Origin of the sequence: Entomomonas sp. E2T0 (assembly GCF_025985425.1) — a bacterium.
GTDB lineage: Bacteria > Pseudomonadota > Gammaproteobacteria > Pseudomonadales > Pseudomonadaceae > Entomomonas.
The window spans coordinates 2,726,527-2,743,561 of sequence record NZ_CP094972.1 but is presented as its reverse complement, the minus strand read 5'-3'; the positions used below and the strand labels follow the sequence as shown (position 1 = coordinate 2,743,561).

21 protein-coding genes are annotated in these 17,035 nt (G+C 37.0%); 19 read left to right on the top strand and 2 right to left on the bottom strand.

Translation table 11 applies throughout. The features are described 5' to 3' along the window. The first annotated feature begins 4 nt into the window (after positions 1 to 4). Both MTZ49_RS13200 and MTZ49_RS13195 read left to right on the top strand, forming a co-directional pair. The gene (locus tag MTZ49_RS13200) at positions 5 to 727 is read left to right on the top strand and encodes a TIGR03747 family integrating conjugative element membrane protein (RefSeq protein WP_201095292.1); all 723 of its coding nucleotides are present in this window, start codon (positions 5 to 7) and stop codon (positions 725 to 727) included. Positions 728 to 750: 23 nt separating this feature from the next. Beyond that, positions 751 to 1,038: a hypothetical protein gene (locus MTZ49_RS13195; RefSeq protein ID WP_201095293.1), complete on the top strand. Its 288-nt coding sequence runs from the start codon at positions 751 to 753 to the stop codon at positions 1,036 to 1,038. A gap of 71 nt (positions 1,039 to 1,109) precedes the next feature. On the opposite strand, the gene MTZ49_RS13190 is transcribed toward MTZ49_RS13195, so the two are convergent. Beyond that, positions 1,110 to 1,322 (bottom strand): hypothetical protein, encoded by a 213-nt coding sequence (locus MTZ49_RS13190; protein ID WP_201095294.1) that lies wholly within the window; start codon positions 1,320 to 1,322, stop codon positions 1,110 to 1,112. Between the two features lie 127 nt (positions 1,323 to 1,449). Beyond that, positions 1,450 to 2,706: a hypothetical protein gene (locus MTZ49_RS13185; RefSeq protein WP_201095295.1), complete on the bottom strand. Its 1,257-nt coding sequence runs from the start codon at positions 2,704 to 2,706 to the stop codon at positions 1,450 to 1,452. A 220-nt stretch (positions 2,707 to 2,926) separates the two neighbouring features. On the opposite strand from MTZ49_RS13185, the gene MTZ49_RS13180 reads away from it, so the two are divergent. The 17 genes from MTZ49_RS13180 to MTZ49_RS13100 all read left to right on the top strand — a co-directional run bounded on the left by MTZ49_RS13180 (position 2,927) and on the right by MTZ49_RS13100 (position 17,009). Continuing rightward, a complete protein-coding gene (locus tag MTZ49_RS13180; protein ID WP_201095296.1) occupies positions 2,927 to 3,244 on the top strand; it encodes an RAQPRD family integrative conjugative element protein in 318 nt (105 codons plus the stop codon). A gap of 3 nt (positions 3,245 to 3,247) precedes the next feature. Continuing rightward, entirely contained in the window at positions 3,248 to 3,478 is a 231-nt protein-coding gene (locus tag MTZ49_RS13175; protein ID WP_201095297.1) for a TIGR03758 family integrating conjugative element protein, read from the top strand. 23 nt (positions 3,479 to 3,501) lie between these two features. Next, positions 3,502 to 3,855, top strand: a complete 354-nt coding sequence (locus MTZ49_RS13170; protein WP_201095299.1) for a TIGR03745 family integrating conjugative element membrane protein — start codon at positions 3,502 to 3,504, stop codon at positions 3,853 to 3,855. 9 nt (positions 3,856 to 3,864) lie between these two features. Further along, the gene (locus MTZ49_RS13165; protein ID WP_201095301.1) at positions 3,865 to 4,290 is read left to right on the top strand and encodes a TIGR03750 family conjugal transfer protein; all 426 of its coding nucleotides are present in this window, start codon (positions 3,865 to 3,867) and stop codon (positions 4,288 to 4,290) included. Continuing rightward, on the top strand, positions 4,283 to 4,921 hold the full coding sequence (locus MTZ49_RS13160) for a PFL_4703 family integrating conjugative element protein (protein WP_201095303.1): 639 nt from the start codon (positions 4,283 to 4,285) through the stop codon (positions 4,919 to 4,921). The genes MTZ49_RS13165 and MTZ49_RS13160 overlap by 8 nt, the downstream gene beginning before the upstream one ends. A 3-nt stretch (positions 4,922 to 4,924) precedes the next feature. After that, a complete protein-coding gene (locus tag MTZ49_RS13155; protein ID WP_264745957.1) occupies positions 4,925 to 5,752 on the top strand; it encodes a TIGR03749 family integrating conjugative element protein in 828 nt (275 codons plus the stop codon). Next, positions 5,752 to 7,230, top strand: coding sequence for a TIGR03752 family integrating conjugative element protein (locus tag MTZ49_RS13150; protein WP_264745956.1), 1,479 nt, complete (start codon positions 5,752 to 5,754; stop codon positions 7,228 to 7,230). Before MTZ49_RS13155 ends, MTZ49_RS13150 begins: the two co-directional genes overlap by 1 nt. Next, complete coding sequence (locus MTZ49_RS13145; RefSeq protein ID WP_264745955.1) at positions 7,196 to 7,597, top strand: TIGR03751 family conjugal transfer lipoprotein; 402 nt, start codon at positions 7,196 to 7,198, stop codon at positions 7,595 to 7,597. Before MTZ49_RS13150 ends, MTZ49_RS13145 begins: the two co-directional genes overlap by 35 nt. Then, positions 7,597 to 10,473, top strand: a complete 2,877-nt coding sequence (locus MTZ49_RS13140; RefSeq protein WP_264745954.1) for a conjugative transfer ATPase — start codon at positions 7,597 to 7,599, stop codon at positions 10,471 to 10,473. Before MTZ49_RS13145 ends, MTZ49_RS13140 begins: the two co-directional genes overlap by 1 nt. Before the next feature lie 97 nt (positions 10,474 to 10,570). Next, positions 10,571 to 10,711: a hypothetical protein gene (locus MTZ49_RS13135; protein ID WP_201095308.1), complete on the top strand. Its 141-nt coding sequence runs from the start codon at positions 10,571 to 10,573 to the stop codon at positions 10,709 to 10,711. 56 nt (positions 10,712 to 10,767) lie between these two features. Further along, positions 10,768 to 11,073 (top strand): HU family DNA-binding protein, encoded by a 306-nt coding sequence (locus MTZ49_RS13130; RefSeq protein WP_201095310.1) that lies wholly within the window; start codon positions 10,768 to 10,770, stop codon positions 11,071 to 11,073. Between the two features lie 188 nt (positions 11,074 to 11,261). Further along, positions 11,262 to 12,086 (top strand): hypothetical protein, encoded by an 825-nt coding sequence (locus MTZ49_RS13125; RefSeq protein WP_201095312.1) that lies wholly within the window; start codon positions 11,262 to 11,264, stop codon positions 12,084 to 12,086. A 240-nt stretch (positions 12,087 to 12,326) separates the two neighbouring features. Continuing rightward, entirely contained in the window at positions 12,327 to 12,734 is a 408-nt protein-coding gene (locus MTZ49_RS13120; RefSeq protein ID WP_201095314.1) for a TIGR03757 family integrating conjugative element protein, read from the top strand. Between the two features lie 2 nt (positions 12,735 to 12,736). Next, positions 12,737 to 13,675: a TIGR03756 family integrating conjugative element protein gene (locus tag MTZ49_RS13115; RefSeq protein WP_201095316.1), complete on the top strand. Its 939-nt coding sequence runs from the start codon at positions 12,737 to 12,739 to the stop codon at positions 13,673 to 13,675. 26 nt (positions 13,676 to 13,701) lie between these two features. Next, a complete protein-coding gene (locus tag MTZ49_RS13110) occupies positions 13,702 to 15,111 on the top strand; it encodes an integrating conjugative element protein (protein ID WP_201095318.1) in 1,410 nt (469 codons plus the stop codon). Then, a complete protein-coding gene (locus MTZ49_RS13105; protein ID WP_201095320.1) occupies positions 15,104 to 15,448 on the top strand; it encodes a hypothetical protein in 345 nt (114 codons plus the stop codon). Before MTZ49_RS13110 ends, MTZ49_RS13105 begins: the two co-directional genes overlap by 8 nt. Then, complete coding sequence (locus MTZ49_RS13100; protein ID WP_201095323.1) at positions 15,438 to 17,009, top strand: conjugal transfer protein TraG N-terminal domain-containing protein; 1,572 nt, start codon at positions 15,438 to 15,440, stop codon at positions 17,007 to 17,009. The genes MTZ49_RS13105 and MTZ49_RS13100 overlap by 11 nt, the downstream gene beginning before the upstream one ends. The last annotated feature ends 26 nt before the right edge of the window (positions 17,010 to 17,035 follow it).

Below are 17,035 nucleotides of genomic sequence, written 5' to 3'. Positions count from 1 at the left end.
AAATATGAGTAGCACAGTATCTGAAGCACAAAGAATACAAGCTAAACCCAAAGGTTTTATTGGAAAAACAATCAACTTACCCTTTGCAATATTAGGACTACTGCTAGTCTCATTATTACTCTCCATTGTCTTTGAATGGATCGGTATATTCTTCTTTTGGAGTGAAGAGGGTTGGCATCATAGTCAAATGATGTTTAATACAGAATTAGGATGGTTGAATGATAACTTTAAGCAATCATTGGTAGTGAGTGAACCAGGCTCTACAATTGTTTGGCTATTAGAATTAATTTATGAATGGTTATTTGTTAAAACAGGATTTGTAGATTTTACCTCTAGTGCAAGGGTTAGCAGTCAACAAGGCAATGATGTAGCGACAATCTATATTCTGATTGAAGACTACTTAGTTGCCATTATTTATGTCACCTTAACCTTTATTGTAAGGGTAATGGTATTAGTTCTATCAATCCCTTTATTTATGATGGCCATGTTAACAGGCTTTACTGAAGGACTAGTAAGGCGTGATTTAAGACGTTTTGGAGCAGGGCGAGAATCAAGTTTTATCTATCATAGAGCTAAACGATTGATTACCCCCTTATTGATAGCACCTTGGTTCATTTACTTATCCTGTCCAGTATCTGTCAATCCTGTATGGGTGTTAATACCCTGTGCCATTGCATTAGGTATTGCAGTTACAGTGACTGCTGCTACCTTTAAAAAATACCTTTAATTTATCTTACTTCAGGAGTTACTATGCAACGTTACCGACATACCACTAGTTATTTTAAGATTCCTCATGTAGTAAATAAAACAGGCCTATTATTTAAAAAGCAAGAACAACCTAAAGAACCTGATGATAAATTAATATTATCAGAGCTTGAAGCGCATGTGAATCAATATGAAAAGCAAGGGTATGAACTTATCAATACCCAAGCTGTTTTAAAGGCAGTTGAAATGCAAGTAACAGAACAATCTATCACCAGAGGCACAGCCTATAATCTGACTGATGGCATTATATTGTTTTGGAAAAGAGCTATTTAGTCTGTTAACACTGTTAACAGTAAATATATAAAAAAGGTATTACCAAAATAAGTAATACCCCTTAAAAATAGTTATTTTTTCTTTTCAAATTGATTTTTATTCCTGCTAATAGCTGAAGATACTTCATCTTGGGTTAATTTTCTTTTGTTAGTATCTTTTCTAGTCTGTTTACCAATTTCTTGAAGCTTCTCACGATTAGCTTCGGTCTGTCTGAGTTCATGTTTTTTAAGTTGATAATTTAATTCGTGGTCTTCTTGAAAGTTAACAAATTTGTTGTCGGTCATTTTTCCAACTCCTATATTACTTTAAAAAATAAATATAGGGATAAAAGAATGGCTTTCAAGTATGGTTTTGCTTTATAAAAACTAATTGGTGATCCAAGTCATCAATTGTATTTTTTACAATAACTACTTAGTTCTCTTTGGCATTATGTTTTTGATCATCATTAGAAGTTTCTACATAAATAATAGCTATATCTGAGTCTTTAAAGGTAATGCAGTTTTTAAGTCTCGTATTTTTTGTTAATTTGTGTGGTGGGAAAGGTTTTTTACATAGCACACGATTATTTCCAAGAAAGTATTGAGTGTAAGCAGGGAAGATATTACTTTCTAAGAACTTAGCTTTTATTTTAGTTTCATCATTAACTTCATCTTTATCATAATTATCAGTTGTTAATAGCTTTGTTAAAATTGCTTTTTTATAACTGTCATTAATTAATAAAAAATGTTGTTCTTGATCGTTATAAATGCCTGAATTTTTTAAAATAATAGTTTTATAGGCTAATGGAGAAACGATCAGGCTCAATATGGCTAGTATTACTATAATGACAAGAATTTTTGTAATGATACTAGCAGCCTTATGATTAGAGCTTTTAAGTGCAAGATAAACACAGCCAGGGATATATCCTAATATTGAAGTAATAATAATAGAAATTCTTACGGGCTTACTTTCTAAGGAGTCTACAAAAAAATTATTTAAACTTGCGAAGTTTGGAATTGGTAGTATGGTGGCAATAAAGATAAAAACGATGATGAATAAAAATTCAATTTTATTCTTTTTTGTTAGACTGTGATAAATGGAAAGCCAGATAGTAGTGTATGGTTTAAAATTACTAGGAATAAATAGTACACCTATTAAGATTAGAGCTACTATGCAAAGGATTTCCTCGACAGAAAGAGTTTTAGTAAACTCCCAAGATGACCAAAAATAAATAATAAATGCTAAAGGGGTAAGAAAATAAGCCATTATAAGTGAAGTGGGAATTTTATTTTCGTTATAGTTAGTGGTTACTAGCATTGTAGCTATTATAGTAGGGGTAAAAACAAGAACACAGAATGTAAAAGCAAAGATAAATGCAACCAAAACAATACTAAGTAAGCTACTAAATGAAGCCAGAGAAGAGTTATATAGATCAATTGCATCCAATTTTTGCAATAAATCAAAAATAATTAAAGCAATTATAAAACTAAAAAAACTTGTTAAAAGTGTTAAGGATTGTAGAAAAAAACCTGCCCAATTGTAGAGAGTTTGACTTAATGAAGAAGGAAAGATTTGTTTCTCATACTTCTTATTAGACACAATATCTATTTTGTTGTTAACAGTGTTAACATGTTGGTTATTTTGTGTTACTGGTGGTTCAAGCTTATTGTTGTTATTAACGTCTGTCATTAACAAAATCCTTGTATATAAGTCATGTCTTAAATAATTAACCTATTAATATAGCTGACTGTAGCTACTTTGTAAAAAACATAACTGCATAATAAATTCCCTGTTTGAAATCTACCCTCAATTAATAGGTTTTAGCCTATTTCTATTTAACTGCATAATTTAAGTCCATTTTTTAGGAAGCTTATTAAACGCTAAAACATCATTGTATGGAGTTTGTTTAATGAGCATTTTTTGTCGTCAATTAGTAGTTATTGTTTTTAGTTTATTAGCATTTAATGTAATGGCTAGTTCTGCTTATGAGCGTGAGCAATTACGTTTAATTTTAATTCAACTAGATAATGCAGAAGTTTTGGCAAAGCAAAGTAATGCCAATAAATCTACATCTGTTAATGATCGTTTTAGTTTCGATTACCAACAATTCAACAAAGACATACAAGCTATTCGCCAAGGTATTTTGAATTACCTTGATCCTTCTCGTGCACAACCAAGAGAGCTTTACGAATTAAGCACAGATTATCGTGCTGATAGTAAGGAGTAACTCATGAATGAAGCACAAAAAGCAGCTTTCACAAGTTCTTCAGGAATGGCCATCGATAAATTAGGACTACTTTGTCTTAGTTTTGTTTGTGCGATGGCTTTTATATGGGCGGCTTGGACCGTAGTAACGCTTTATCGAGGATGGGCTGCTGGCAATGTACCGCTAGGTAAATTGATGGGTGGAATGGTGCGTATGGCTTTTACGTTGGGAATCTTATTTTACGTTGTGCTTTAAAGCTTAAGAAATGGAGATATACGATGCTAAAACGATTAAAAACAACTTGGCGTGAACATATTGCACTATTTATGTGTGCATTAGCCACTGCTCAGGCAAAGGCTGCTTTACCCCAAGCGCAAAGTCCAAATGATTCAGGAGGGTTGCTAGATCAAATATTTGAATGGCTAAAAGCCAGTGCCAATATTTTAGGGATCGGTATCTGTGTCATTGCTTTTATTGCAGTGGCTTATTGGTCTGTAGTGGTATTTGGTGAAGTTCAAAAAGGCAAGAAAACATGGGGTGATTTAGCTATCTGCGTCATTATCGGTGCAATCATTATTGTTATTGCTATTTGGCTACTTAACCAAGCCAATGATGCAGCTTCCAGTCGTTAAGGTAAAACAATGGATGATTTCAGTAACAAAGAAGGTACTGTTACATTCTTACCTGAAAATCTAAATAGGTTCCCCGTAGTAATGCGGGGACTTACTTCAGATGAAGTAATAGCCACCTTTGTGATAGGTATTGTGATAGGGCTAGTAGCAGGGATTATTACCTTTTTAATGTTTGGTAAACCTGCATTGATTCCAACTGTTATGTTTGTGATCACAGGGTTTATTTTAATGTCTACCTCAAGCTTATTAAGACGATTAAAACGTAATAAACCAGATACATGGTTTTACCGTAAGGTTCAATGGGTAATACAGTACAAACTAGGGTTTAAGTTTGGTAAACCATTAATTACTCGTTCGGGTCATTGGACAATTAGACGTAGTGAACCATCACGAACAAAACTTCTTCAAAAAATAAGTGGGCAAACGAATGAGTAGGTATAAGAATTTTGCTGACGCACAGAAAGCACACATTTTAACACTAAGAATTATAGTCATAGGCTTAATAGCTATCTGTCTCTATTTTGGCTATGGATGGAGTAAAGCTCCTGAAAAACTAACTGTACATGTTCCTCCTGACTTAAGGGCAGGGAGTACAAGATTATGGTGGGATATTCCACCAGAAAATATTTATAGCTTTGCCCTGTATCTATTTACCCAAATAAACCGTTGGCCTACTAATGGTGAAACGGATTACAAAAAAAATATCAATGCTTATCAAGCTTATCTAACAAGTAGCTGTAAAGCGATCTTAGAAGATGACTTTCAAAAAAGAAGCTATGCAGGGGAACTGCGTAATCGTGTTCGTGGTGTATATGAAATCTTAGGTCGTAGTTACGCTGAAGATCCTACCTTAAGAGTGAAACAACTGGATAAAAATACGTGGCGAGTCAACCTAGACCTTAATGCTGATGAATACTACATGTCAGAACCAGTTAAAAGAGCCGTAGCACGTTATCCATTACGGGTGCTGAGATTTGATGCAGATCCTGAGCATAATCCATTTGGGCTTGTACTCGATTGTTTTGACTCAACTCCACAGAAACTAGAGATACCAGAGGGGAAATAAACCATGATCAACTTTTTTAAACAATGGCTATTAGTCAGTATGCTCCTGATTGTCTCTTTCTCAGCTTCAGCAGTAGAAATACTAAAATGGCAACGACTACCACTTGCTGTTCCCTTAGTGTTAAATCAAGAGCGTGTGATCTTTATTGATAAAAATGTTCGTGTAGGAATGGATGCTTCATTAAGAAGTAAACTACGTGTGCAATCCACTGGGGGTGCATTATACCTACTAGCTACTGAACAAATAATGCCTTCACGCCTACAAGTACAAGTAGTGGAAACGGGAGAAATTATTATTATTGATGTGGCTACGATCAATGGTGAAAATGCCTTAGAACCCGTTAAAATCATCGATGAAAAAGACGCTCAGCTTAATTTAACTACTGAAGAACAGGTAGCACATAATCAACAAGTTACTGAGTCACTTAAAATACCTGCACCTATAGCATTAACACGCTATGCTGCTCAATCACTGTATACACCCTTACGCACCATAGAACCTTTAGCAGGGGTTAGTCGAGTTCCTGTCAAAGTTACCCATGCTCAACTAAAGACCCTAATGCCTACCTATCCAATAGAAGCTAAAGCTTTAGTGGCTTGGCGTTTAGGTGATTACTATGTGACAGCGATAAAGCTCACTAATAAAGGATTTAATCGTATTGATTTAGACCCACGCAAGTTACAGGGTAATTTCTATGCAGCTACCTTTCAACATACCTATTTAGGTGAAATTAAGACCGCAGAAGATACTACCACCCTTTACCTAGTTACTCGTGGTGCTAGCCTTGAGAAATTTCTCTTTACCTCTATTGTGATTGAGGAGAAAGCTTAATGAAAAGCAATACACTACTGAAGGTCATTGTAGTAGGGGTAGTGGCTTTTATAGCCGTATTTATTTTTAGTACTAGCTCCTCTAAAAATACCAATAACAACCTTGATCCAAGCTTAGAACTCACTGCTGAAGAAGCACGTGCATTGGGTATTGAAGGTGACACTGCAAAAGACACCTTGGCTACTCTATTAGGACAGATGAAAGCAACTCGTAGTGAAATCAAAGATGTTAAAGACAAAAATGATAACCTCCTTAAAGAAAATGCTCGTCTCAAAGAGCGTGAAGAACTGTTTGATCAACAAATTCGTAAAGCAGTTAGTGATGCAACCTTAAACGCCCGTAAAGAAATTGAAAAAGCACAAGACGCAGCCAATAAAAACTTTGATAATAAAACCAAAGGGATTATGGATAAATTCAATTTTCTGCAAGGTAAAATTGGTGATCTAAACAATACCCAACAACAAGCATTACCTATTGGGGGTTCTTCAGTAGAAGAAGAAACAATTGGTACTATTTGGATAGAACCTAATGATGCACAAATAGTTGACCCTAGGACAAGTCAAAAAAATACAGGGTTTGCGTTTCCTAATGCGTTTAGTAGTACCGTATCAGAAAAACAACAAAGCTTTAATGACAGCTTAGACCAAGTGAAAAAACCACTGGAATTACGCAAAGTACATTATACCGATGCTGATCGTTTTAAAGACGAAAAGCCTATCTATACCATCGCTCAAAACTCCACCTTTATGGGATCTTTGGCGATGACAGCATTAATAGGTCGAGTACCTGTTGATGGCACTGTTAACGACCCATATCCCTTCAAAGTACTGGTAGGTAAAGACAACCTTGCTGCTAATGGTTTTGACTTACCTGAAGTAACAGGAGCAGTCATGTCAGGTACCGCAACAGGAGATTGGACACTTTCCTGTGTTAGAGGCCAAATCGAATCTATTACCTTTATCTTTGAAGATGGCACTATTCGTACGGTACCAGAACCAGAAAAAGTAACACGTTCCAATGGTAACAGTAATAACTCATCTAACGCTAATACAAGCAAAATTAAAGGAGGACTAGGTTATATCTCAGATCCTATAGGTATTCCTTGTGTATCAGGTGAGCGTAAATCCAATGCTAAAGAATATATTGGTACCCAATCCTTAATTACTGCCGCAGGTGCAGGTTTAGCTTCCGTATTAAGCAAAGATGATAAAGGCAGCAATGGTGGTTATTACAGCAGTGGTAATAACAGTACCTCCAGTGATCGTAATGGTGCATTAAATACCATTCTTTCAGGTGGTGTAGAAGATGTCCGTAACTGGATTAACAAACTATATGGTGAAGCCTTTGCAGCTATTTATGTCGCTCCTCATGCTGAAATAGCAGTACATATAGACCAAGAAATTATGATTGATTATGAACCTAATGGTAGAAAGGTAAGACACAATGAACAAGTTTTCAAAAATACTCATCTTGATTAGTTTAATGACTGCCTTAACAGGCTGTTACACCAGTAAAGATAAAATGTTTCCTAATGATGGTGTAACCATGCAAGAAATATTTAATAGCTCTGGCAGTGCAGGGACTAACCAAACATTAATGGATGCTCGTTCTATACTTAGACGCTCGATGGAAGTACCCCATGAACTGCAAGAGCCTTATAGTCGTACTGCCATTAATGAAATCAATAGCCAGTTTCAACGACTGCCTAATCCTGATTTAATCATGTACGTTTATCCCCATTTAGCAGGTGCTGAACAAGCTCCTATACCAGGTTATTCAACAGTATTTCCCTTATATACCAAAGTGCAGTATGCACTACCTGGTGAGCGCACGGAGGATTATTGATGTTAACTAGTTTAAAGCAACTCTTTAACAAAAAGCAGACACCCATTGAAGAGAAGCAACAACCAAACGAAGTGACTAATGAAGCCATACCTGAAGAACAGCATTGGCGACATTCTAAACAACGTAGAGCTACTAAACTGGATGAGCAAACTAAACTCTATAGTCATGAACCAGGCTTTACTGATTATCTACCTTATGTTGAGTATTTAGAGGATTCTCAATGCTTTTTGTTAGAAGATAATCAATCAGTGGGTGCGATTTTTGAACTAACTCCTATTGGTACTGAAGGAAGAACCGCAGAATGGTTACAAACTGCTAGAGATACAGTAGAAGATGTACTACAAGATAGTTTTGATGAATTTGATACAGCACCTTGGGTTGTACAGTTTTACTGCCAAGACGACAACGACTTTACCCCTTATATTAGAAATCTTCAAAACTATATTAAACCCCAAGCTAGAGGCACAGCACTAACAGAGCACTATATCTCCGTGATGGAACACCATACACGCACTATCGCCAAACAAGGAGGCCTGTTTGAAGATACCCGAATTACCAAATTGCCTTGGCGTGGCAAAAATAGACGCGTGCGATTAGTCATCTATCGTTGGTTAATGCCTAATCATAAAGTGAAAGACAGTACTCAGAGTCCTGAACACAAACTCAATCAAGCCTGTGAACGTGTGGTAGTTGGTTTAAGTGGTGCAGGGGTTAAGAGCCAACGCATGAATGGACATGACTTCTATGATTGGCTAATGCCTTGGTTCAATCCCAAGCCGTCTCTAACCGATGATGATCCCATTGATTTCTATCGTAAAGTACAGCATTTAGAACCCAAAGCCAATGATCCTGACGATCCACAACTATTAGACCTACCATTTGATCATGACTTTGCTGAAAGACTATTTTTTAGTGAGCCTACCAGTGATGTTGATAAAGGAGTCTGGTACTTTGACAATATCCCTCATACGGTAGTATTGGTGGATCAAATTCGTAATGCGCCTAAAATAGGTCAGATCACAGGAGAAACTCACACAGGTGATCAGCTTAATGCGTTATTTGATCAGTTTCCTGAAGATACCACCTTAACCATCACCATGTTAGTAACACCCCAAGACATTCTTGAAGATCGTCTTAACATGCTAGATAAAAAAGCAATTGGCGAAAACTTGGCTTCAACCACTACCCGTAGTGATGTTAAAAAAGCGCGTCATATGATTGCTTCAAAACACAAACTCTATCGAGGTAGTATAGCCTTTTATCTGAAAGCAGCCGATGAAAGAACACTGCAACACAAAGTTATCTTACTCAACAATATTCTAACTAGTGCAGGTCTACAGCCTGTTAAAGAAGGAGAAGAAGTAGCAGCTTGCAATAGTTATCTACGTTGGTTACCAATGGTCTTTAATCCTAATGAAGATCCTAAACAATGGTATACCAGACTTTATTTTGCTCAACATATTGCTAACCTATCACCCTTATGGGGTAGAACCACTGGAACAGGTCATCCTTGTATCTCATTTTTTAATCGAGGAGGAGGTACCGTAACCTTTGACCCTCTTTCACAACAAGATAGATCGATGAATGCCCATATGCTAATTTTTGGTCCTACTGGATCAGGTAAATCAGCTTCCCTAGTAGCGTTAATGATACAAGTAATGGCCGTTTATCGAGCTCGTATCTTTATTGTTGAAGCAGGTAACTCCTTTGGTCTATTGGGACAATTCTTTAAAAAATTGGATTTAACTGTTAACCAAGTATCATTAAAAATGGGTAGTGGTATCACCCTAGCGCCTTTTGCTGATGCAAAGTTATTAGTTGAAAGGCCTGATATAGTCGCTAATCTTGATGTTGATGCAGAAGCACCTGAAGTAGAAGAAGAGGATGAAGAAGGCGACTCACAACGTGATATTTTAGGTGAAATGGAAATTATTGCACGACTCATGATTACAGGCGGAGAAGCCAAAGAAGATCACAAACTAAGCCGCGCAGATCGCAGTCTAATCCGTCAATGTATATTAGATGCTGCTACCAAATGCGTAAAAGAAAATAGACCCATACTTACTGAAGATGTGTATTTTGCCTTAAAAGAAGCAGCTCAAGATCCTGTCATTAAAGAAAACCGTAGTGAACGAATCAATGAAATGGCAGAATCCATCCTTCTATTTACCCAAGGGTTTGATGGTGAAATCTTTAATAGAGAAGGGGCTAGCTGGCCAGAAAGCGATGTTACCATCGTAGACTTAGCTACCTATGCACGTGAAGGTTACGAAGCACAGATGGCTATTAGCTATATCTCCCTAATGAACACCGTTAACAATATTGCTGAACGTGATCAGTATGATGGTAGACCTATTATCATGGTAACCGATGAAGGTCATATTATTACCAAAAATCCATTGGTTGCTCCTTATGCGGTAAAAATCACTAAAATGTGGCGAAAACTAGGTGCATGGTTCTGGTTAGCCACCCAAAACTTAGCAGACTTTCCTAATGCAGCCGAAACGATGTTGAACATGATCGAATGGTGGACCTGCCTAAATATGCCTCCTGATGAAGTGGAAGCTATTGCGAGGTTTAAGAGCTTAAATACCCCACAGAAACAACTACTTCTGTCAGCCACTAAAGAACCCCGTAAATACACTGAAGGTGTAGTGCTTTCAAAAACCAAAGAATTAATGTTTAGAGCAGTACCCCCTAGTTTAATCCTTGCATTAGCTGAAACTGAACCTGAAGAGAAACGAGAACGTTTTGAAATCATGAAAGAGCATAACTGTACTGAGCTAGAAGCAGTCTTTATCAAAGCAGAAATGATGGATAAAAGCAGAGGAGTGGATACTTTACCTTGGCGGCATTTTTTTGAAAGTGAGAAGTGAAACAGAAATGGCTTAAATTTAAATGATTTTACAATTGATACACTAAATATTTTTTTATAAACGATTTACTTTAATAAATAATAGGAAGAAATATATTATGACTGATTTTACACAAAAGTTTTATGACAGGATTGCTCCAGTTATTGATTTAAGAAAAGCACGAGAAAGTTTAGCAACAATAGTAGAAAGTACCTGTTTGCAGTATTTGCCTGAATTAAGGATAACAATAATTAGTTAATATAATTCAATGTGATATAATTTTTTTGCAAAGATATATTTTTTTAGGAGTAAGTAATGAACAAAGCTGAACTTATCAAGGCAATAGGCGAAAAAGCAGATATTCCAAATACTGAAGCAACCAAAGTTCTTAATGCTTTTTTAGAAACAGTGACTGAAACCTTGCAAACTGGTCAATCAGTAGTTTTAGTAGGTTTTGGTACTTTCCTAGTAAAAGAAAGAGCAGCACGTATGGCTAGAAACTTACAAACTGGCAAACCCATTAAAATACCTGCTAAAAAAGCTCCATTATTTAAAGCAGGTAAAACACTAAAAGAAAGTGTAGCAGCAGCTAAAACAAAAGCGAAAACTAAGAAACAATAGTTAATATGTATTAGTGTGATTACCAGGCGATTTTGACGTGAATTAGTTAAGATCTAATCTGACAGACTGCTTTGTGCCACAAGCAGCCGTAGCAATGCCGAGTACAACGATGGTCTTCTGTTGCTGTTTCCGCATATGTTGGTTGAATTATGTTCTTAAACACAGCGTCAAACATTAGGGAGCTTTAATTGTCTAAAATAAAAAAATATGCACTATGGCTATTAGTGCTGTGCATTATTGTTGTGGTGAGTGCAATTCCTGCAATAGTCTTTTTTATTAACTTCAGTGGCGATTTATCCAGTGATTCTTCTAAATGGGCTGATTTTGGATCTTATATGTCAGGAACAACAGGGTCTCTTCTTTCAGCGTTAAGTATCCTAGCCTTAATCTATACATTGTTTAAGACATCACAAGATAATAAAGCTTCACATGAATTGACTATGAAGTCAATTGAAAAGGCAGAGTTTCAAACAAAAATCATGGAGAGAGAGTTTAGAATAAATCTCCTAAGAAGCTATATTTCAAACTTAAATCGATCGCTAGCAGATAAGATCTTTTATGATGTTAATGGGAATAAAATCACCCAATCATCATTTGTTTCTGAATGCTATCGTAGATTAGGAATATCTATTTGGGCGAGGATGTCCAACACTATTGTAGAAAACCGATGTGGTTTTGATTTTTACTTGCTAAGTAGCATATTGTCAGATTGTAAAACAACATTTCAGTCTGAAACAAAGAGTTTATTTTATGTATTGGATTTGATATATCGATGCAATGATGATGAGTTAAAAACATTACTTATTAAAACTTATCATTCAGACATCGATGAGGATATTGTATTCTGGCTTAATGGGTATGCGTATATTCATAATTCACATATACAGGAGATTTTTGAAAAAAATATGGGTTCTCTTCTCTTTATTACAGAAAGGGCTGCTAATGAAATCAATATTGGTACAGAGCATGCTGATAAAAATTTAGGCCCTCCTCATAATAAGCAAGGAACTTAACAAAAAATCTATGAATGTCTAATCTAAGGCGCATCTTGGTAGGCGTTATGTCAGCTCCTCGCTCGTTGCCGACTGTCGGGGTTAATCACATCAATACATTTAAATAGCTGACTATCTACAAAATGTCTAATAAATTAACCCCTAATAAATAGAAATTGACCAATTTCTATTTAAACGCTGTATTTTTTCTATAAGATATTAATCTGGATCTCATCATGATAAACAAGAGGTCCAGATTACATGTCTATTCTTACCAAACCCATAGCACTTTTCATGCTACTTGTGGTAGGTGTTCTATCTACTGCGACAGGCAATGCTGAAGTACTTATCTTTACTGATCAAAAACACCCTGTTTACAACGTAGGTAATTATAAAGTCATCTATTTGGATGAACCATCCAACATTGAACAAATACTTTCAGAGGGATTATCCAATAAGCCAGAAGAAGCAAAACTACAAGCAACAGAACGCATAAGCAATCCTACGCTTCAAAAATCATTAATAGAAAGCTACTTACAAGTTGCTAAAGCTTGGCAACTGGGTATTACCAAAGTACCTGCAGTAGTAAGTGAAAACTATGTGGTATATGGGCAAGCCGATGTTAGCCAAGCCCTAGTTTTAATCAATGATTATCAAGTGAGGAACTGAAAATGAAATGGATATTCAGCTTACTGTCTATGCTATTGCTTGTAATAGCGACACCTGTTAATGCTCAAAAATTAGGGGGAGGTGGAACTAATACAGCAGAGATAACCAGTTCAGCGATGTCACCTTCTTGTATGCAGTGGACACCAGTAGGTGTTTGTTTGTGGATGGAGTGCAATCCAAAATGTAAAGTAAAAACATCAGTGAAAGTCAGGCATTTTGTACCTGAAGCAGTAGTCTCAACCTATGCTGATACAGGTTCAAACCCTTGGCAAGAGGTAAGTCCTATGTCTTTACCTGTGCCTGGTGCTGAAGGAGGTGGAGGCATGGTTCAAAGTGATGGAGGACGGAATAATCATGCCAAATTCAAAAATGCTGATGTCATTGGTCACCCTGGTGGCTATGCCTATAGTGCAGTAGATGGTGGTTATACCTGCGAATCAGCTACCCAACCCTTTTATCCCTATTTTTTAAGTACCTTAGATACCATTGGATGGCGTTTTGGTATTCCTGAAATGATTTATCCAGAAGCTTTAGCACCTGGTATGCGAGAAGTAGGGAGCATATTCTCTGGCAATATGTGGGGTAATGTTTATCCAAGAGAAGGTACCATTGTTCAACCTGATGATTATAAATCAGCAGCAATGGCAGCTCAGAGAGCAGCCGATATTACAACACGATCAGGACAACCACATGTCTATACCCAAATAAAAGGACATGCCCGTGATGGCTATTGGCCACCAGAACAACCCGTTATCGAAAATGATGATAGTACCCATACATGGCAACAAATATCACCCTCTACTGAAAAAACTTGCGATGTATTTCCTAATACCGAAATGACAACACGTAGTGCCAATGATGCTTATGTTTTTGCTCTATGGCGACCTTACCGTTGTTGTAAAAAAGTAGGCGATATTTTCTTAGGCTCAATAGGTAATTAAACCTCCCAATATTAAAAGGAATAGTGATGAAAAAAACATTATTAGCTTTATTGATTGCTTCAATGGCTAGCACATCCATAGCCAAAGACTACAGTGTTACTACTTCAGGAGAGGTAGTAGAAGATTATGTTATGTACAGTATAGGTGGTGGTAATGCTTCAGGTGTACCACTTACTTATACCAAACCAAATACTATTGGTCTAGGTTTAGAGTGGAACTCCAATCTTATCTGCGGAAACATGGATATGATGGCCACTGTACAAAACCAACTTAATGGAATAACTAATGGCTTTCAACAACTAATGGGCGAAGTTGTTGACTCTGCAACAGGGGCAGTACAAAGCCTACCTGCGATGTTAATCCAACGTGCTAATCCTGGTCTTTATGAACTACTAAGCAATGGTGTACTGCAAGGCAGATTAGATTTTGATAAATCAAAACTAGCTTGCCAAGCCATGTCTGCCAAACTAGCAGATGTAGTCACTAGTGCTGCCTTTGGAGCTGTCTCAGATGGTCAAGCTATGCAAGATATGTTAGGTGCAGCAGATGGAGCAGTTACAGGAGCATTGGGTGATGGCTCTGGTGTTGACGCAGTATCAGCTATGAAAGGCCTAGAAGAAAATTTAGGACAAAATGGTATGGCATGGTTAGGAGGAATGGCAGCAGGTGGGGTCAACCAAGAACCTATTAAAATTACTGCGGATAGCGTCAAAGCAGGTTATAACGCTATTAATAACCGTGATGAAGGCGATACCTCCTCTATTAGCACAGGTGATTGCAAAGGAGGTGCTGCTTGTACGATGTGGAAATCTCCTGAAGAAGCTACAGAATTTGCTCAACGTGTAGTAGGAGAGTCTGAACGACAAACCTGTCGTACTGAAGGATGTAAAACTTCTGACTCAACAGGTGGGGTAGGATTGACACCACTGGTACAAGAAGAATATGAGAAACGTTTGGAACTTATGCAAGAATTGTTATCAGGTGCTAAACCCATTACCCCTGAAAACCTAAAAGAAGTATCCAGTGATATGTTACCAGTGACACGTGGCGTGATAGAGGCCTTAAAAGACGATCCTGATCAAGGTATCCTTGCACAACGTATAGCTTCAGAAACAGCGTTATCCTCTGTTTTAGAAAAAGCCTTTATGCTATTACGTTTAATGCAAGCAGGGTCAAAAAATCCACGTATAGAAGAAATGAAACCTGTTTCCATTGCGGTAGCCAACAATATCAAACACCTCAAAGATGAAATGGAAATCATCAAAATGGAGCTAGATTTAAGACAAACCCTAGCTAATAACACTGCTCGCATGGTACTAGAGCGTCAAGCTTACAATGCAGCCACCTCAAGATCTATTGAAGCAGCAGATCCAGATAAAGATCGTTTCAATAAACTCAATACGACACAACAATCAACAGGTGGTATCGATGAATAAATTCTGGCAATACTCCAAGAAAATACTAACCAGTGTGTCAGGCCTCTGCCTATTAATGCTAATAACAGCCCTATTAATCTCATCAATAGGTACCTTATTATCGGGTGGTATTCAACAATGGCAAACAGTACTCAATAATGCTGCTTGGTACTTTCTTATTTGGCGACTAGTCATCTATATAGTGGTGGGGTATTTCTGGTATGCCACCATAAAAATCTATCATAGAAAAAATAACCAAGAAGGTGTTGAGAAAATGCACAAGTTAGGTTGGTTAGCTGTAATCATGATCGTCCTAGTAGAAGGCTCAAAACTATGGGGAATGATCAATGACTACTAATAGTTTTTTAGAATACTACCTAACCTTATTAGCTTGGATTATCAACAACAGTATTTGGAATACATTAGTAGCAACAGGTTTATTTGCTATTCCACTTATTTCCATTATTATCAACGAATGGATTACAGCACGAGGTGAAGGGGCAGACGAAGGTAACAAAGGAGCATTAGCTTTAGCAAGGGTTGAAAATAAACTTTTTACTGCCTATGTGGTGATCTTATTTTGTTGTATTCCGATGCTTAATATCTCACTAGAACACATGAAATTTGACTCAAGTCGGAGTACTACCTGTGGAGTGAGTGTACCTGAACCTAGTAAAACAGGCTATGCCACTAGTTTTGAAACAATAGGTGATCAGTCGGCTAGTGTGCCTATATGGTGGTGGCTCATTCATGCAATTAGCAAAGGAATTACTTCAGCAGCTACAGCGTCTATTCCTTGTGCTCCTGATATTAGGCAAATATCAATGGAAGTTGATACAACACGTATTGAAGATCCAATCTTACTGCAAGAAGTTTATGACTTTACCAACGATTGTTATGGTCTTGCTAGAGCTAGGCTTTTCAATAACAAACCTTCTTTAACGGATGCACAAGCCTATGATGTGAAATGGATAGGATCTGACTACCTACTTAATACACCTGGCTATTATGACAATGCTTATTCTAAATTACCGCGTAAGAATTGGCCTTGGAATGAAGCCAGAGATACAGCACGTGCACGTACCGCTAATGGGGGAGGTTATCCAACATGCAAACAATGGTGGTCTGACTCATCAATTGGGCTTCGTGATCGTTTAGTAAATGCAGTAGACCCTACCTTATTAACTCGCTTAAAGGGTTGGATTACATGGTCCAGTAGTAAAGAGGTTGAAGATGCTACATTACGTCAACTGGTGAGTCCAGAACACCAGAAAAAAGCCTTATCTACAGGTGAAATATTTCAAGGATATGGTGCAAGTGGTAGACCTTCTATTGCTAATAATGTTGGTCATGGCATTAACAATACTGTCAGTAATGTGGGATTATTTGCAGAAAAAGCACAATTTTATCCTAAGATGAATGCTATTAGAACTGCATTACCGATGGTACAGGCTTTTTTAATTATGGCTCTTATTATTACCTTGCCTATTTTAATGGTAATCAGTACCTATAATTTGAAAACTGTCTTTACAATAACTTTTGGGATGTTTACTTTGCATTTTATGACCTTTTGGTGGGAATTAGCTCGATGGGCTGATTCATCTTTATTAAGTGCTTTATATAAAAATGAAAGTTGGGGATCAATGGCAAAAGGCTATTTTTTACCTGTCTCAATCGTTTCAGATGGTACTGTACAATCTCAAGTAATGGATTATGTAAATGGTGCAATGTTTTTAATATTACCCATGTTTTTTGTTTCTACAATGGCTTGGGCTGGTTATCATGTTGGAGGAGCAATAAGTGGTTTATTAGAGAAGGGAACAGCAGGATCAGGTGCAGCAGCAGCTACTGGTGCAAACACCACAAAACAAATAGTAGAAGGAGCAATAAAAGCAGCAGCTAAAGGAAAACCAGGTTAATAAAAAAGGCTGAATAATCAGCCTTT

Bases quoted from the DNA above. Each gene is read 5' to 3' on its own strand.
- MTZ49_RS13200 (WP_201095292.1), top strand. From the start codon at position 5: ATGAGTAGCACAGTATCTGAAGCACAAAGAATACAAGCTAAACCCAAA.
- MTZ49_RS13195 (WP_201095293.1), top strand. From the start codon at position 751: ATGCAACGTTACCGACATACCACTAGTTATTTTAAGATTCCTCATGTA.
- MTZ49_RS13190 (WP_201095294.1), bottom strand. From the start codon at position 1,322: ATGACCGACAACAAATTTGTTAACTTTCAAGAAGACCACGAATTAAAT.
- MTZ49_RS13185 (WP_201095295.1), bottom strand. From the start codon at position 2,706: ATGACAGACGTTAATAACAACAATAAGCTTGAACCACCAGTAACACAA.
- MTZ49_RS13180 (WP_201095296.1), top strand. From the start codon at position 2,927: ATGAGCATTTTTTGTCGTCAATTAGTAGTTATTGTTTTTAGTTTATTA.
- MTZ49_RS13175 (WP_201095297.1), top strand. From the start codon at position 3,248: ATGAATGAAGCACAAAAAGCAGCTTTCACAAGTTCTTCAGGAATGGCC.
- MTZ49_RS13170 (WP_201095299.1), top strand. From the start codon at position 3,502: ATGCTAAAACGATTAAAAACAACTTGGCGTGAACATATTGCACTATTT.
- MTZ49_RS13165 (WP_201095301.1), top strand. From the start codon at position 3,865: ATGGATGATTTCAGTAACAAAGAAGGTACTGTTACATTCTTACCTGAA.
- MTZ49_RS13160 (WP_201095303.1), top strand. From the start codon at position 4,283: ATGAGTAGGTATAAGAATTTTGCTGACGCACAGAAAGCACACATTTTA.
- MTZ49_RS13155 (WP_264745957.1), top strand. From the start codon at position 4,925: ATGATCAACTTTTTTAAACAATGGCTATTAGTCAGTATGCTCCTGATT.
- MTZ49_RS13150 (WP_264745956.1), top strand. From the start codon at position 5,752: ATGAAAAGCAATACACTACTGAAGGTCATTGTAGTAGGGGTAGTGGCT.
- MTZ49_RS13145 (WP_264745955.1), top strand. From the start codon at position 7,196: ATGAACAAGTTTTCAAAAATACTCATCTTGATTAGTTTAATGACTGCC.
- MTZ49_RS13140 (WP_264745954.1), top strand. From the start codon at position 7,597: ATGTTAACTAGTTTAAAGCAACTCTTTAACAAAAAGCAGACACCCATT.
- MTZ49_RS13135 (WP_201095308.1), top strand. From the start codon at position 10,571: ATGACTGATTTTACACAAAAGTTTTATGACAGGATTGCTCCAGTTATT.
- MTZ49_RS13130 (WP_201095310.1), top strand. From the start codon at position 10,768: ATGAACAAAGCTGAACTTATCAAGGCAATAGGCGAAAAAGCAGATATT.
- MTZ49_RS13120 (WP_201095314.1), top strand. From the start codon at position 12,327: ATGTCTATTCTTACCAAACCCATAGCACTTTTCATGCTACTTGTGGTA.
- MTZ49_RS13115 (WP_201095316.1), top strand. From the start codon at position 12,737: ATGAAATGGATATTCAGCTTACTGTCTATGCTATTGCTTGTAATAGCG.
- MTZ49_RS13110 (WP_201095318.1), top strand. From the start codon at position 13,702: ATGAAAAAAACATTATTAGCTTTATTGATTGCTTCAATGGCTAGCACA.
- MTZ49_RS13105 (WP_201095320.1), top strand. From the start codon at position 15,104: ATGAATAAATTCTGGCAATACTCCAAGAAAATACTAACCAGTGTGTCA.
- MTZ49_RS13100 (WP_201095323.1), top strand. From the start codon at position 15,438: ATGACTACTAATAGTTTTTTAGAATACTACCTAACCTTATTAGCTTGG.